This window comes from Pseudohaliea sp. (genome assembly GCF_054552115.1).
Window position 1 is genome coordinate 20,684 of sequence record NZ_JBTOLW010000035.1, and the last position, 13,737, is coordinate 34,420.

The 13,737-nt window shown below is 69.9% G+C and carries 16 protein-coding genes; 5 read left to right on the forward strand and 11 right to left on the reverse strand.

Annotated elements, in window-relative coordinates; all coding sequences use genetic code 11:
• Nucleotides 1-118: 118 nt before the first annotated feature.
• From ACX93N_RS14340 to ACX93N_RS14360, 5 genes are all read left to right on the forward strand, one after another.
• Nucleotides 119-613: a beta-class carbonic anhydrase gene (locus ACX93N_RS14340; protein ID WP_459429125.1), complete on the forward strand. Its 495-nt coding sequence runs from the start codon at nt 119-121 to the stop codon at nt 611-613.
• A gap of 83 nt (nt 614-696) precedes the next feature.
• The gene (locus ACX93N_RS14345) at nt 697-1,602 is read left to right on the forward strand and encodes an AEC family transporter (protein WP_459429126.1); all 906 of its coding nucleotides are present in this window, start codon (nt 697-699) and stop codon (nt 1,600-1,602) included.
• A gap of 90 nt (nt 1,603-1,692) precedes the next feature.
• Nucleotides 1,693-2,625, forward strand: a complete 933-nt coding sequence (locus tag ACX93N_RS14350) for a cation diffusion facilitator family transporter (RefSeq protein WP_459429127.1) — start codon at nt 1,693-1,695, stop codon at nt 2,623-2,625.
• A gap of 26 nt (nt 2,626-2,651) precedes the next feature.
• The gene (locus tag ACX93N_RS14355) at nt 2,652-3,695 is read left to right on the forward strand and encodes an NADP(H)-dependent aldo-keto reductase (RefSeq protein WP_459429128.1); all 1,044 of its coding nucleotides are present in this window, start codon (nt 2,652-2,654) and stop codon (nt 3,693-3,695) included.
• 87 nt (nt 3,696-3,782) lie between these two features.
• Nucleotides 3,783-4,199 (forward strand): DUF6524 family protein, encoded by a 417-nt coding sequence (locus tag ACX93N_RS14360; protein WP_459429129.1) that lies wholly within the window; start codon nt 3,783-3,785, stop codon nt 4,197-4,199.
• Between the two features lie 12 nt (nt 4,200-4,211).
• Here the strand turns inward: ACX93N_RS14360 and ACX93N_RS14365 are convergent, their stop codons facing one another.
• From ACX93N_RS14365 to ihfB, 11 genes are all read right to left on the reverse strand, one after another.
• Entirely contained in the window at nt 4,212-4,640 is a 429-nt protein-coding gene (locus tag ACX93N_RS14365) for an HIT family protein (protein ID WP_459429130.1), read from the reverse strand.
• A gap of 132 nt (nt 4,641-4,772) precedes the next feature.
• Nucleotides 4,773-5,159, reverse strand: coding sequence for a hypothetical protein (locus ACX93N_RS14370; protein WP_459429131.1), 387 nt, complete (start codon nt 5,157-5,159; stop codon nt 4,773-4,775).
• Nucleotides 5,160-5,410: 251 nt separating this feature from the next.
• Complete coding sequence (locus tag ACX93N_RS14375; protein WP_459429132.1) at nt 5,411-6,301, reverse strand: LysR family transcriptional regulator; 891 nt, start codon at nt 6,299-6,301, stop codon at nt 5,411-5,413.
• Between the two features lie 20 nt (nt 6,302-6,321).
• Nucleotides 6,322-7,287 carry a DHH family phosphoesterase gene (locus ACX93N_RS14380; RefSeq protein WP_459429133.1) on the reverse strand — a complete coding sequence of 322 codons (966 nt, stop codon included), beginning with the start codon at nt 7,285-7,287 and terminating at the stop codon, nt 6,322-6,324.
• Nucleotides 7,288-7,302: 15 nt separating this feature from the next.
• The gene (locus tag ACX93N_RS14385) at nt 7,303-9,336 is read right to left on the reverse strand and encodes a polysaccharide biosynthesis protein (RefSeq protein WP_459429134.1); all 2,034 of its coding nucleotides are present in this window, start codon (nt 9,334-9,336) and stop codon (nt 7,303-7,305) included.
• 68 nt (nt 9,337-9,404) lie between these two features.
• Complete coding sequence (locus ACX93N_RS14390; protein WP_459429135.1) at nt 9,405-10,367, reverse strand: MraY family glycosyltransferase; 963 nt, start codon at nt 10,365-10,367, stop codon at nt 9,405-9,407.
• Nucleotides 10,367-11,320, reverse strand: a complete 954-nt coding sequence (locus ACX93N_RS14395) for an NAD-dependent epimerase/dehydratase family protein (protein WP_459429136.1) — start codon at nt 11,318-11,320, stop codon at nt 10,367-10,369. Before ACX93N_RS14395 ends, ACX93N_RS14390 begins: the two co-directional genes overlap by 1 nt.
• Before the next feature lie 161 nt (nt 11,321-11,481).
• Nucleotides 11,482-11,811 (reverse strand): ComEA family DNA-binding protein, encoded by a 330-nt coding sequence (locus tag ACX93N_RS14400; protein WP_459429137.1) that lies wholly within the window; start codon nt 11,809-11,811, stop codon nt 11,482-11,484.
• 323 nt (nt 11,812-12,134) lie between these two features.
• Complete coding sequence (pyrF, locus tag ACX93N_RS14405; protein WP_459429138.1) at nt 12,135-12,884, reverse strand: orotidine-5'-phosphate decarboxylase; 750 nt, start codon at nt 12,882-12,884, stop codon at nt 12,135-12,137.
• A complete protein-coding gene (locus tag ACX93N_RS14410; protein ID WP_459429139.1) occupies nt 12,877-13,182 on the reverse strand; it encodes a lipopolysaccharide assembly protein LapA domain-containing protein in 306 nt (101 codons plus the stop codon). The genes pyrF and ACX93N_RS14410 overlap by 8 nt, the downstream gene beginning before the upstream one ends.
• Complete coding sequence (gene ihfB / locus ACX93N_RS14415) at nt 13,179-13,475, reverse strand: integration host factor subunit beta (RefSeq protein WP_459429140.1); 297 nt, start codon at nt 13,473-13,475, stop codon at nt 13,179-13,181. Before ihfB ends, ACX93N_RS14410 begins: the two co-directional genes overlap by 4 nt.
• Between the last annotated feature and the right edge of the window lie 262 nt (nt 13,476-13,737).

Sequence of the window (13,737 nt, forward strand, 5' to 3'; positions counted from 1 at the left end):
GGCAGTCGCCGAAGAACTATAACCTCATGGAATAACCGGTAGCCGAACGGCTATTTCCCTGCGGCGCAAACGGGCGTTAGCCTCCAGCTTCCGCTAACCACCCGCCAGGAGAACCCGCATGTCTGCCACCGATGAATTTCTCGCCGCCAATGCCCGCTATGCGGAAAGCTTCGACAAGGGCGACAAGCCCATGCCGCCGGCGAGGCAGGTGGCCGTAGTCGCCTGCATGGACGCACGCATCGAGACCGGCCGCCTCCTCGGGCTCGAGGAGGGCGACGCCCATGTCATCCGCAACGCCGGCGGCGTGGTGACCGACGACGTGATCCGCTCCCTCGCCATCTCCCAGCGCCTTCTCGGCACGCGCGAGATCGTGCTCATCCACCACACCGACTGCGGCATGCTCACCTTCAGGGACGATGCGGTGAAAGCGGATATCGAGGCCGACACGGGCCTGCGGCCGCCCTTCGCTCTCGAAGCCTTCGCGGACCCGGCGGAGGACGTGAAGCAATCCATGCGGCGCATTGCCAGCAGCCCCTTCGTCCCGCACAAGGACGCCGTGCGCGGCTTCGTCTACCACGTCGAGACCGGCAGGCTGGAGGAAGTCCACGCCTGACGGGGCCGGCCCCGGCGGGCCCGGCCGGGGACCCCGGCGCCGCGTTCCGGTAAACTGCGCGCTCGCGCCACGGAAAGGCGGCCATGCCCGAACTCGACGCCCCCGGCACCGGCGCCCTGCTGGGCCGGATCTTCTCAATCCTCTTCCCCATCGTGGCCATCGTCACGGTGGGTTTCCTCTACGGCCGGCGGCACAAGCCGGAGATGTCCGTCGCCAACCGCCTGAACATGGACATCTTCGTACCGGCGCTGATCCTCGGCGCCATGGCCAGCAGGTCCTTCGAACCCGAACGCTATGCGGCGCTGGCCGCCGGCGCGGCGATCCTGCTGCTGACCTGCGGCCTCCTGGCCTGGCCCCTGGCCCGGCGCCTGGGGCTCGCCTGGCGGACCTTCGTGCCGCCGATGATGTTCAACAACTCCGCGAACATCGGTATTCCCCTGGCAGTCCTGGCCTTCGGCGAGGAGGCGCTCGCCGCCGGCGTGATCCTCTACAGCGTGTCGAACGTGATGCACTTTTCCCTGGGCGTGCGCATGCTCGACCCGCATGCCAGCCTGCGCACGCTCTGGCGGAACCCCGCGCTCCTCGCCGCCTTCGGCGGCCTCGCCATCGCTCTGCTCGGCCTGCCGGTCTGGCAGCCGATCGTCCAGGCGCTGCAACTCCTGGGCAATGTGGCCATCCCGCTGCTGCTGTTCGCGCTCGGCGTGCGCATGCAGGACGTCCGCTTCGACGCCCTCGGCGCCTCCCTGCTCGGGGCGCTGGCGCGGCCCCTCTTCGGCATGGGCCTCGGCTGGCTCCTCGGCCACCTGCTCGGCCTCGGTCCGCGCGACGGCGCCCTGCTGATTCTCTTCGGCGCACTGCCGCCGGCGGTCATGAATTTCCTTTTCGCCGAGCGCTACGGCCAGGAACCGGAGCGCGTCGCCGCCATCGTGCTCGTCGGCAACCTGGCGGCGCTGTTGATGCTGCCGGTTGCCCTCGGCTGGGTACTCTAGCGGCCCCGGCCATCCCCGGGCCCGACCGCCGCACTTTGCAGCGGGCTCGCACTGCTATAAGGTTTCTTCCTTCCCGTAAAGCAGCCCCTGATGTCCGCAGAAGCCCTCACTCCCGCGCAGAGCGCCCGCCTCCTGAAGCTGGCGACCAACGCCTCGATCTCGGCGGCGGCGCTGCTGATCGTGGTCAAGGCGATCGCCTACTGGCAGACGGGCTCGGTGAGCATTCTCGCCTCCTTCGTCGACTCGCTCATGGATTCCGGCGCCTCACTCCTCAACCTCATCGCCGTGCGCTATGCGCTGGCCCCGGCGGACCGCGCCCACCGCTTCGGGCATGGCAAGGCGGAGTCGGTCGCCGCGCTGGGCCAGGGCGCCTTCATCATCGGCTCCGGCCTCTTCCTGATCATCGAGGCCGTGCAGCGGCTTCTCGACCCCGAGCCCCTGCAGGCCTTCGGCCTCGGCGTCGCCGTCATGCTCTTTACCATCGCCGTCACCGCCGTGCTGCTGCTTATCCAGGGCTACGTCATCCGGCGCACGCACTCGGCGGCCATCCGCGCCGATTCCCTGCATTACCGCACGGACCTGCTCACCAACAGCGCCGTACTGCTCGCGCTCGTGCTGGCACAGGTCGGCTGGCCCGGCATGGACCCGGTCTTCGCCCTCGCCGTGGCCCTGTACATCCTCGCCTCCGCCCGGCGCATCATGGCCGACGCCTTCAATGAGCTGCTCGACCGCGAACTGCCGGAGGCGAGGCGGGAAGCGGTGCTGGCCATCGCCCGGGGGCACCCGGAGGTGCGCGGCGTGCACGACCTGCGCACGCGCAGCGCGGGCCGGGTCGAGTTCATGGAGCTGCACCTGGAGCTGGACGACCACCTGCCGCTGGTGCAGGCGCATCGCATTGCCGACGAGGTCGCAGACGCCATCCGCGCCGGCAACCCCGCGGCCGACGTGGTCATCCACCAGGACCCGGTCAGCATTGCCGAACCGCTGCTGGACCAGCAGATCGAGGAGGCCGAAGAGGCCTGAACCAACAGACAGGGAGCGCGTGACGCATGGAATACCGGCCACTCGGCGACAGCGGCATCGAGGTCAGTGTGATCGGCCTCGGCACGATGACCTTCGGCGAACAGAACAGCGCGGCGGAGGCCGCCGCTCAGCTCGACCTCGCCCTGGAGCGCGGTGTCAATTTCATCGATGCCGCCGAGATGTACCCGGTGCCCCCGCGGCCGGAAACGCAGGGTCGCACCGAGGAATACATCGGCGCCTGGCTCAAGGCGAGCGGCAGGCGCGACCGGGTCGTACTGGCCAGCAAGGTCGCCGGTCGCGGCGACCAGAACGCCGGGGTGGACCATATCCGCGGTGGCCCGCGGCTCGATGCCGCCTCGGTGCGCGAGGCCCTGGAGGGCTCCCTTGCCCGCCTCGGTACCGACTACCTGGATCTCTACCAGGTGCACTGGCCGGAGCGGCGCACGAACTTCTTCGGGCACCTCGGCTATCGCCACTTCGAGGACGACGGCGTGGCCATCGCCGAGACCCTGGGTGCCCTCGGCGAGCTGATGAAGGAAGGCAAGGTCCGCCAGGTGGGCATTTCCAACGAGACACCCTGGGGCGTGCTCGAGTACCTGCGCCTGGCGCGGGAGGCGGGCCTGCCGCGCATCGTCAGCATCCAGAACCCCTACAATCTCCTCAACCGCTCCTTCGAGGTCGGCCTGGCGGAGATCGCCATCCGCGAGCGGGTCGGGCTCCTGGCCTACTCGCCCCTGGCCTTCGGGCTCCTCTCCGGCAAGTATGCAAACGGCGCCCAACCCGAGGGCGCGAGGCTCACGCGCTTCCCCCGCTTCTCCCGCTACGACAACCCGCAGGCCGCAGCGGCCACCGAGGCCTACCTGGCGCTCGCCGCCGAGGCCGGCATGGACCCGGCACAGCTCGCCCTGGCCTTCGTCAACCGGCAGCCCTTCGTCACCAGCAACATCATCGGGGCAACGACGCTCGAACAGCTCGAGGCGAACATCGCGAGTAGCGACGTCGCCCTGCCCCGGGACCTGCGCAAGGCCCTAGACGCGATCCATCGGCAGTACCCCAACCCGGCCCCCTGAGGCCGGGAAAGAGGCCGGGAAAGGGGCGATTGCCCCGGCGCCGGGGATGGATTACTTTCTGGGCGTCCCCCCGAACGAGGCATGGCCATGGCGAGCCGTTTCGACACAGGCAGTTTCTTCATCCGCTGGCTCTTTGCCGCGGTGCTGGTCTTCGGCACCTACAACCCGACGGCCTTCTCCTACCTCTCCTGGGTCGTCGACAGCGACACGCGGCTGGGGCCCGTGGTCGCCATCATCGGGCTGGCGCTGCTCATCGGCTGGATCATCTACCTGCGCGCGACCTTCCTCGCCATCGGCTGGCTCGGGATCGTCCTCGGCGCAGCGCTCTTTGGCGCCATCATCTGGCTGTTCATCGACATCGGCTGGCTGACCCTCGACAGCACGCGGGCGCTCGCCTGGCTGGCCCTGCTCCTGCTGTCGCTGATCCTCGGCGTGGGCATGTCCTGGGCCCACCTGCGGCGCATGTTCAGCGGCCAGCTCTCGGTGGACGACGTCGAGGACTGACCACGGGGCGGGCTAGGCGAGAGCCCGCAGCCCGAGTGGACCCAGGCGCCCGATGAGCGCCTGCAGCGCCTCGCCACTCCACGCGTGCCCCGGCGACGGCCGCCCCCACACCGGCTCCGGCCAGCAGAAATCCCCCGGCCGCCGGCCGATCACGTGCAGGTGCAGCTGCGGCACCACGTTGCCGAGCGCACCCACGTTCACCTTGGGGTAGGCAAACTCCGCCTTCAGGAACTGCCCCAGCGCGGCGGCATCCTCGAGCAGAAGCAGACGCTGATCCGTGGGAAGGTCCGTGAGGTCATCGCACTCCGTCCCGGGCACCAGGATGAACCAGTGCAGTGCCGCCTCCCGGTGCAGGAGCAGCAGGGCGGATGTCAGCGCGCCCAGGCAGTGGGTATCGGCGGCGAGGCCCGGGTGCAGTGCTGCGGGATCGAGAGCGCTCACCGGCGCCCCCGCTTCTGCGGGTGGCTGGCACGCGGGAGCGCGGCCGGGCGGCGGGACATGGCATCCTCCTTGCGGCATCGGGGCAGAACATGGAGCGCCGATGGTACGCGAGCCCGCCGCCGCTGGCGACGCTCAGCGACCGGCGAGGGCGACCGGGGCGCTCGCGGCCGGCTCGAGGGCCACGCCGTCCCGGGTGCGCAGGACAGCCTCCTCATCCGCCGCGGCCGTGCACAGCAGGTTCGCGCCCGCCGCCTCGGCCGGGTTTACCCGCAGGCGCAGCTCGGTCATGCCGGCACGGTTGCGGATGTTGTACAGCCGCACGCGGGTCTCCTCGCCGTAGCGATCCTGTGCCAGGTCCTTGCACTCGGCGAGAAGCGCGCGCTCCGAGGGCGCAGCCAGGGCCGTCAGGGTCATCGTGGACAGCAGGACACCGGCAGCGGTGAGCAGGTACCGGTGCAGCGCGTGACGGCTGACGCCGGGGCGGTTGAACGCAGGGTGGGTCTGTGCAGTGCGGGTCATCGTCGTGCCTCCCATGGGCATGTTGTGGCGACAGGAGACAGCGTAGGCATTTCCGTTACTGCACAGAAGTATCCGAAAATAATCGCCAGCGTTGCATTATTGCAACGCCAGGCTTTTTCGGATCATCGAGGCTTCGCGGATAGATGTACGCGATGCGGCAGGGGCGAGTGCGGGATACTTCTCTCACAAAGCGTGTATCGGGGAGCGACGGAGGGAGGTATCCCGCACTCGCCCCCTCACTGCATTCAGGCTCAGTCGCCTTCACGGGTATCGAGCAGGGCGCGGATCCCATCGAAGGCCTCGGCAATGGCCTCGCGCAGCAGGCGCAACCGCGCGCTCATGCGCAGGTCGCGGTGGGTGAGGACCCAGACATCGCCGTGGTAGTTGACGGGCGCGCCGGGCACCCGCACGAGATCGGGCTCGTCGGCCACGGCGATGCAGGGAAGGTAGGCCATACCCATGCGGGAGCGGAGCGCGGCGACCAGGAGGTCGTGGTCGTCGATGGCGTGGCGCACGGGCAGGTCCGGCCAGGGAGTGGCCGCGAGCCAGTCCTGGCGCTCGCCGAGCGGCGCCTTGCCGATCCAGGCCAGGTGGCTGACATCCGCAGGCGCGGCCGGGTCAAGCAGGTCCCGGTGGACATAGGTCGACAGGCTCAGCGCGGAGAGCCGACGGCCGATCAGGTAGTCCGGCAGCGTGGTGCCCGCCGGGAGCACGCGGATGGCCATATCCGCCTCGCGGCGGGCGAGATCCAGGGAATTCTCGGCGGGCAGGAGCTGCAGCTCGATCCCCGGGTAGTTCGCCGCGAAGCGCTGGAGCGCGCCAACCAGGCGGCCGAGGCTGCCCGCCGGTGGCATGGTGAGACGAATGCTGCCGCGCAGCTCGCGGTCCCCGCCGGTGATACGGCGCTCCGCCGCCAGCAGCTCCTCTTCCACCTGCTCCGCTGTGGGCAGCAGCGCCTCCGCAGCCGCCGTCATGCGGTAGCCATCGGGCGTGCGGTCGAAGAGCAGGCTGCCGAGGTCGCGCTCGAGCGCGTCGAGGCGGCGGGTAACCGTGGACGTACTGACGCCGAGCTCCGTCGCCGCCGCCCGCGCCGACCCCCGCCGGGCGAGGGCCAGCAGGACCTTCAGGTCATCCCAGTCCACGACCCTCAGCGGGCGGCCGATCAGCGGGTGGCATAGAAGCCCGCGAAGCGGTCGATGAAGGCCTGCAGCTGGTCTTCCGGCAGGTCGTTGATGCCCGCCGCGGCGGCGCGGCCGCCGCCGGTGGGAAACTCGCGGCAGAGCTCGTCGGCCCCGGAACGGTTGCTGAGGGGTGCGCGCACGCTGACCAGGAGCCCGCCATCGCGCTTCGGCGTGATCACGGCATGGGCCCGGTCCGGGTTGGCGTTGGTCAGCTCGTTGCTGTACACGCCGGACACGCGCCGGGACCAGGCCTCGGCGGGCAGAAGAAAGACCGCGGCGTGCGCGTCGGCGTACTCCGGCGAGAGCTGCCGGGCGGCGCCGAGATCCTCGTGGTAGCCGGTCTCCAGGCGCTCGAAGATCGGCCGGTTGTCGGCCATGAAGTCCTCGGGCGCAGCGTAGGGCAGGAGCTCCCGGAACAGGTCCGCCGGGTGAAAGTGCAGCTCATCCGGGTCCGGCCCGTAGCCGTTGTAGTTGATGTAGATACCCAGGTTCTCCAGGCGCTCGAGCTGTTCCTCCGAGCGGCCCAGGGGCCGGGCGAGAGCCACGGCGCTCTCGCGCAGGTTGTCACCGAAGCTGCCGACCACGGCCCAGGGACGGTGGGCACCCTCGAGGTAGCCGTTCACCAGCGAGCTGGTGCACACGGTGGCCTCGGTGTTGATGTGTGCCTCGAGGCCGGGATGTTCCGGGATGTCGCCGGCAAAGTGGTGATCGCAGTACCACACGCGGGCACCCGCGCCGAGGAGCGCCTCGAGCGGTCCCCGGTTCTTGTCGAGGGAAATGTCGAGCACCGTGACCCGGTCGCCCTCCCCCGCCTGCACGCGACCGAGGAGCGAGATATCCCGCTTCACACCGGTAACCGGGGTGGCGTCCCGGGGCTCCGCGAGCCGGAGCTGGAGCAGCGCACAGATCCCGTCCGCGTCGCCATTGAAGACATCGAAGTCAGCCATGTATTCCTCTAGGTATCAGTCTGTCGCGGTCTTGCCGGCAAACAGCGTCTTGACGTTGGACTCGGCCGCATCGCCGCGGCTTGCGCGGCGCACGGCGCGGCCCTGCTTGACCCAGAGATGATCGTGGCGCACCTCGTGGCTGGCAAAGCCGCTCACCGCCTCGGAGAGGATCTCGGTGATGCCCCGGCAGTCCATGGCTTCGCAGCACTCGCGCATCTTCGTCAGCGCCCGGCGCACATCGCGGTAGGCGAGGCTCTCCTCCTCGGCGCGCATGATCATCGGGTGCCCGGTGCCGCTCACGGAGGTGCCGAGGAGCAGTTCCTCGTGCAGCTTCTCACCCGGGCGCAGCCCGATGAACTCGACCTCCACCCCATTGTGGCCCGGCCCGCGGGCACCGACCTCATGACCGCTCAGGCGGATCATGCGCTTTGCCAGGTCGACGATCTGCACCGGCTCCCCCATGTCGAGGACGAAGACGTCACCGCCGGTCCCCATGGCGCTCGCCTGGAGCACGAGCTGCGCCGCCTCCTGGATACTCATGAAGTAGCGGGACACCTCGGGGTGGGTCACGGTCACCGGGCCGCCGCGCTCGATCTGGTCGCGGAACAGCGGGACCACGGAGCCGGAGGAGCCGAGCACGTTGCCAAAGCGCACCATGCAGAAGCGCGTATCCGTGTCCTCCTGGGCCAGCCCCTGGAGAATCAGCTCGGCAAAGCGCTTGGACGCGCCCATGATGTTCGTGGGCCGCACGGCCTTGTCGGTCGAGATGAGCACGAAGGTCTCGACGCCGGCGAGGCGTGCCGCCTCCGCCGCGTGCCAGGTGCCGAACACGTTGTTGGCGACGCCTTCCGCCACGTTGTACTCGACCATGGGCACGTGCTTGTAGGCGGCGGCGTGGTACACCGTCTGCACAGCGAAGGTGCGGTAGATCGTCTCGACCCGCGCCTGGTCGCGCACGGAGCCGAGCAGGCAGACGACATCGATATAGGTGCCGGCGCGGGCCTGCAGGTCACGCAGCTCACGCTCGATGCGGTAGAGGGCGAACTCGCTGTTGTCGAGGAGCACGAGTTCCCGGGGACCGGCGGCGAGAATCTGCCGGCAGAGCTCGGCGCCGATGGAGCCGCCGGCGCCAGTCACCATGACCACCTTGTCGGTGATACAGCGATCGATGAGTTCAGGGTGCGGCGGCACCGGGTCGCGGCCGAGGAGGTCGTCGAGGTCGATATCCTGGATCTGGTTCACGGTGGCGGCGCCGGAGACCAGCTCGTTGATCTTCGGCACCGTGCGCACGTGCACCGGCAGACCCACCAGCGAGTTGATGATCTCCCGCCGGCGCTCGTGGGTCGCCGAGGGTATGGCGAGAAGCACCTGGGTGATCGCGTGCTCCTCCACGAGACGCTCGAGGTCGGCGGGACTCATCACCTGCAGGCCATTGATCACCGAGTGCTGGGCGCGCGGGTCGTCGTCCACGAAGGCCACGACCCGGTACTGGTCGCCGTGGTGCAGCGCCGTGAGCAACTGGCGCCCGGACTCCCCGGCCCCGTAGATGATCACGTTCTTGGAACTGGAGCGCAGTCGCGCCTGGTAGTAGGCCCGCACCACGAGCCGCGAGCCGCCGATGCAGAACATGGCGAGAGCCCAGTAGACAAAGGGCGTGGAGCGCGGCACATCGGCCCGGGTGAAGAAGATCGTGGCGCCGAGCACGAGGGTGGAGTAGCTGACCGCCGTGATGATGGACCAGATCGCCTGCTGGCCCATGAAGCGGATAACCGCCCGGTACAGGCCCATGCGCAGGAAGATCAGGGCGCTGGCGGCGAGCGTCACCAGGCCGCAGAGCACCTCGACAAAGCCGATATGGAAGGAGGCATCGCCGAAGGGGTAGGCGACCGCCAGCCACACGGAACCCGCGACAAACGCCATGTCCACCAGCAACACCAGCCCTTGCTTGATGTTGCGGGGAACCTGGATGAGCCTGTCGGTCGCCGCGCGCAGGGCAGCCCACCGGCAGGAGAGCGCCTGCAGCATGTTAACCGCTGCTTGCTTGACCAAGTTGTTCACTCCGCGCTGGTTGTGCGCCAGGTGGCTCTTGTTGTCTGTGCGCCACCAATCCGCCGATGTTACTGCAAGTGCCGGTACTTGGCCATGGCCAGCAGCAGGGGCAGGTAGGCCAGCCCGATGAACAGCCACCCCAGGGTCGGTTCGCGGGCGGCCAGCAACGCCAGCGGCGTGAGCCAGCCCCACTGTACCGCGAGGAACAGGCCATCCACCCGGCCGTGGGAGCCCCAGCGGCGCGCCAGGCGCTGGTACAGGTGGTCCCGGTGCGCTTCGGCCAGGGGCGCACCCCGAAGCACACGGAAAAGCAGCGTGAGGCCGGCGTCGCAGGTGAACAGGGCGACAAGGATCGGCCAGCTGGCCGGCGTCAGGCCTTCGCGCCAGGGCCCTGCAACCGCGAGCACCGCGAGCAGGAAACCGGTGGGGACGCTGCCGGCATCGCCCATGAACAGGGTCGCCGGGGGCCGGTTGTGGAACAGGAACCCGGCATGGACGCCCGCCAGGGCCAGGCAGAGGGTCACGTAGGCGGGCGACGCGCCGGCGTCGTGGCCCAGCCAGGCGGCCACGGCCCCGGCGGACAGGCCCTGCAGCGCCGCCAGGCCGTCGATGCCGTCCATGAAGTTGTAGAAGTTGGTGAAGGCGAGCACGGCAAACGCAAGGGGCAGCCACGCGAGCAGGCCGGCCGGGCCGGTACCCGTGACCAGCCAGCCGGTGCCGAGAAGTGCCGCACTGCCATAAACGCCGAGGCGAAAGACCGCGGGGAGGTGGCGCAGGTCATCGACGAAGCCGACGAGCGCGAGGCCGAACGCCAGTGCGAGGGGCAGCGCATAGGTCTCGAGGGCAGTATCGCCGGCCAGCAGCGCCATTCCCAGGGCGAGGAACAACGCCAGGCCCGCGCCACTCGGCGTGGGCACCGCGTGGGAACCACGCGCCGTCGGCTCGGCGAGCCAGCGCCGGGAGCGCGCCAGCGCGCCGTAGCCCGCCCCCGCGAGGACGGCGAACAGCGCCGCGCCGAGAGCGAGCAGCATCAGCGCCCGTCTCCCGGGAACCTGCCGTGGCCGGACGCCTCTGCAAGCCCTGCCTCGACCATGGCGGGCGCCACGTCCTCGAAACGGTCCCGCGGTGCCCAGCCGGTCGCCGCGCAGACCGCCTCGTTGCGGTAACAATCGTGGCCGAGGAGCGCCGCGGCCGTGTGCCCCGGACGCTCACCCCGCAGGATATCGCGCGCGGTCGCGGCAGCCCGCCAGGCCCAGGCCGGCAGCGCCGGCCCCGCCAGCGCCCGCCCCCGGGCCCTGGCGAGCGCTTCGCACAGCCGCCGTGCCGTGTAGCACTCGCCGTCGGTGACATTCCAGCAGCGATAGCCGGCCGCGGGTTGTGCCGCAACCAGGCGCAGGAGCCGCACCAGGTCGTCACGGCCGATAAGGGACCGGGCGCCCGCCGACGGTGGCGCCGGCCGGCCCGCAGCCACCCAGCGGGAGAGCAGTTCGAGGTTGCCGCGGGCGCCCGGCCCATAGACCAGGGCCGGCCGCAGCACCGTCACCGCCATGGCGCTCTCTGCGGCGATCGCCGCCAGCTCACGCTCGGCGGCGGCCTTGGCACGCCCGTAGCCGTCCCGCGGCAGGCCGCCGTCCCTCTCCCCCCGGGGCGCGGGCCCGCGCGCAGGCCCGAGGGCCTTCACGCTGGAGAGGAAGACGAAGTGCGGAACACCGGCCGCGGCGGCCGCGCGTGCCAGGGCGACCGTGCCGCGGTGATTGATCCTGCCGTGGAGCGCCGCGGGCGCGGAGCGGTGGGCAAGGCCCGCGAGGTGGAACACGACCTCGACACCGGGCGGCACCACCGGCTCGGCGTCCGCCGCCAGGTCCAGCGGCAGTTCCCCTGCCGGGTCGCGGCCGGCGCGGAGAACATCATCGCCCCGCGCCGCGAGAGACTCGCAGAGCGCCGTGCCGATAAAGCCCGTTGCTCCCGTGACCAGACATTTCACCCGGGCTTTGTCTCCTTTCGATTGGGCGCAGCGCCGGGCCGGAAACTGCGATGTGCAAGCAACAACGATTGCTCAGGGGGTACCCGACCGCGGTCGCCCTGACAGTATGCGATGAACCCGTAAAAAAGGGGCCGAAGCCCCATGATACGGATGCCCGGCGCTTATTCCAGCGTGATCCGTTCCCGGTTACGCTCGAGGGTGGCGCTGCCGACCCCCGAGACCTCGGCCAGTTCCTCGATGCTCTCGAAGGGGCCGTACATTTCCCGGTAGCGGACGATGGCCTCGGCGCGGCTGCTGCCGACACCGCTCAGGGCCTCGGCGAGGGTCGCCGCGTCCGCGCTGTTGATGTTCACGGTGGCCGGCACGGGGGCCGCATCCACCTCCTGGGCGCCGGCCCCGGCCGGCAGCAGGGCCGCCCCGACAGCGGCGGCGAGGAAGGCCGCGCCCGCCAGGGCGCGCAGGGGGTCGATCAGTGTGCGTACTCGTTCCATGGTGTGGTTTCTCCGTCGTTCCGTGACAGTGTCGAAGCCTTGCTACAGGGGTAGCTCGATAACAGTGGTCAGCATCCTTGCTGGCATCCGCATCGAGAGCAGCCTAGCAGCCGCGGGCCGCGGACGGGAGGAAAGCGCGCGAAGATGGTTGAAAAATGCGCAGCGGGGGCTTTCGAAGCCGGTGACTCATCCCGGGAACGGAGGCTGGAAGATACCGCCCCTCGCTCCGTGATGCACGCCTGGTGAGGGCATCCCCCGGCGCCCTCCCCTGCCGCCCGGGGAGAGCGACCGCGCTGCGAGTATGCGAGGCGCAAGGCGCGGGATTACGGCCTCTGAGCGTGCTGGCCGGGCGCCTTTCCGGCTGTGTCCAGGCCGGCGACGATGGCGGCGAGCGTCTCGGCGGGATCGGCGCTGCCGGTAATGGAGCGGCCGATGACGAGGTAATCGGCACCGAGCGCGAGCCCCTCCGCCGGTGTGACGACCCGGCGCTGGTCTCCGGCGGCGTCACCGGCCAGGCGGATGCCGGGGGTCACCAGCCGGAAGCCCGGGCCATGGGCCGCGCGCAGCCGGGGTGCTTCCTGCGCCGAGCAGACCACACCGTCAAGACCCGCCTCCTGCGTCAGCCGCGCCAGGCGCTGTACCCGCTCGGCCGCAGTCTCGCTGTAGCCCAGCTCCGCAAGGTCCGCATCGGCGAGGCTGGTGAGCACGGTAACGCCGATGAGCAGGGGTCTGTGCTGCCGGCCCGCGAGCGCGTCGACCGCCGCTTCCAGCATGCGCCGGCCGCCGCCGGCATGGACATTGACCATCCACACACCGAGCTCCGCGGCGGCGCGGACGGCGCCGGCAACGGTGTTCGGGATGTCGTGGAACTTGAGGTCGAGAAACACCTGGAAGCCGCGCGCCTGCAGGGCGTCCACCAGCTGGGGGCCGGCGGCCGTGAACAGCTCCTTGCCGACCTTCACCCGGCAGAGTCCCGGGTCCAGGCGGGCCGCCATGGCCAGGGCCGCGTCGCCACGGGCACAGTCCAGGGCGACGATGACCGGCGAGGCGGGCTCGCAGGCGGCCTCAGTCACCGACGACGATATCCTTGCTGCGCAGGCTCTCGACCTCGCCCTGGGCTTTGTGCAGCTGCCGCCGCAGCAGCCGCAGCCGGGCGCGCAGCCGCAGCACGAGCAGGCTCGCCATGAGCAGCCCGGCGACGCCGCCGAGGGCAAAGGCTGCGAGCACCCAGAGGGCAACGCTGCGCGGCGCGAAGGTGTACACGAGCACATCGAGGGGCACGGTGGCCTCGTTCTGCAGGGCGAAGAGTGCCCCGGCGGCGGCCATGGCCACCACCACCACGAGCATGAGCAGGCTGCGCAGGATGCTCACAGGCCCCCCTGCAGGCCGAGGTTGACCCGCTCCCGCAGCTCCTTCCCGGGCTTGAAGTGCGGCACGTACTTGCCGGCGAGCTGGACCGTGTCACCGGTTTTCGGGTTGCGCCCGCGGCGCGGTTCCCGGTAGTGAAGCGAGAAGCTGCCGAAGCCGCGGATCTCGATACGGCCGCCGCTGGCCAGCGACTGCGACATGTGCTCGAGGATGGTCTTCACCGCCAGCTCCACGTCTTTCGTGGACAGCTGTGTCTGCCTGGCGGCAATCGCCTCGATCAGTTCACTCTTGGTCATGGGGGCCCACATTCGCACCAGACGCTTCGGCGCCATTGTGCCGCCCGTCCCCTGATGATGCAAGTGCCTATTATTACTGGAAAAATTCGGCCCCGGGGGTTGATCCTTCAGCGTACAGGGCTGCCAGGGGACTGTACTCATGGCCGCTACGCGGAGCGCGAGTCTTCTCTCAATCTCCATCGATACGCGCTTGCCGTAGCGTGTATTCCGGGGCGGCTGCCGGGGAATGCCCCCAGTCGCTCCCCGATACACGCTTTGTGGG

Coding starts and splice junctions, on each gene's coding strand:
- ACX93N_RS14380 (WP_459429133.1), bottom strand. CDS start 7,287: ATGGCTGACTTCGATGTCTTCAATGGCGACGCGGACGGGATCTGTGCG.
- ACX93N_RS14370 (WP_459429131.1), bottom strand. CDS start 5,159: ATGACCCGCACTGCACAGACCCACCCTGCGTTCAACCGCCCCGGCGTC.
- ACX93N_RS14360 (WP_459429129.1), top strand. CDS start 3,783: ATGGCGAGCCGTTTCGACACAGGCAGTTTCTTCATCCGCTGGCTCTTT.
- ACX93N_RS14390 (WP_459429135.1), bottom strand. CDS start 10,367: ATGCTGCTCGCTCTCGGCGCGGCGCTGTTCGCCGTCCTCGCGGGGGCG.
- ACX93N_RS14400 (WP_459429137.1), bottom strand. CDS start 11,811: ATGGAACGAGTACGCACACTGATCGACCCCCTGCGCGCCCTGGCGGGC.
- ACX93N_RS14355 (WP_459429128.1), top strand. CDS start 2,652: ATGGAATACCGGCCACTCGGCGACAGCGGCATCGAGGTCAGTGTGATC.
- ACX93N_RS14340 (WP_459429125.1), top strand. CDS start 119: ATGTCTGCCACCGATGAATTTCTCGCCGCCAATGCCCGCTATGCGGAA.
- ihfB (WP_459429140.1), bottom strand. CDS start 13,475: ATGACCAAGAGTGAACTGATCGAGGCGATTGCCGCCAGGCAGACACAG.
- ACX93N_RS14345 (WP_459429126.1), top strand. CDS start 697: ATGCCCGAACTCGACGCCCCCGGCACCGGCGCCCTGCTGGGCCGGATC.
- ACX93N_RS14350 (WP_459429127.1), top strand. CDS start 1,693: ATGTCCGCAGAAGCCCTCACTCCCGCGCAGAGCGCCCGCCTCCTGAAG.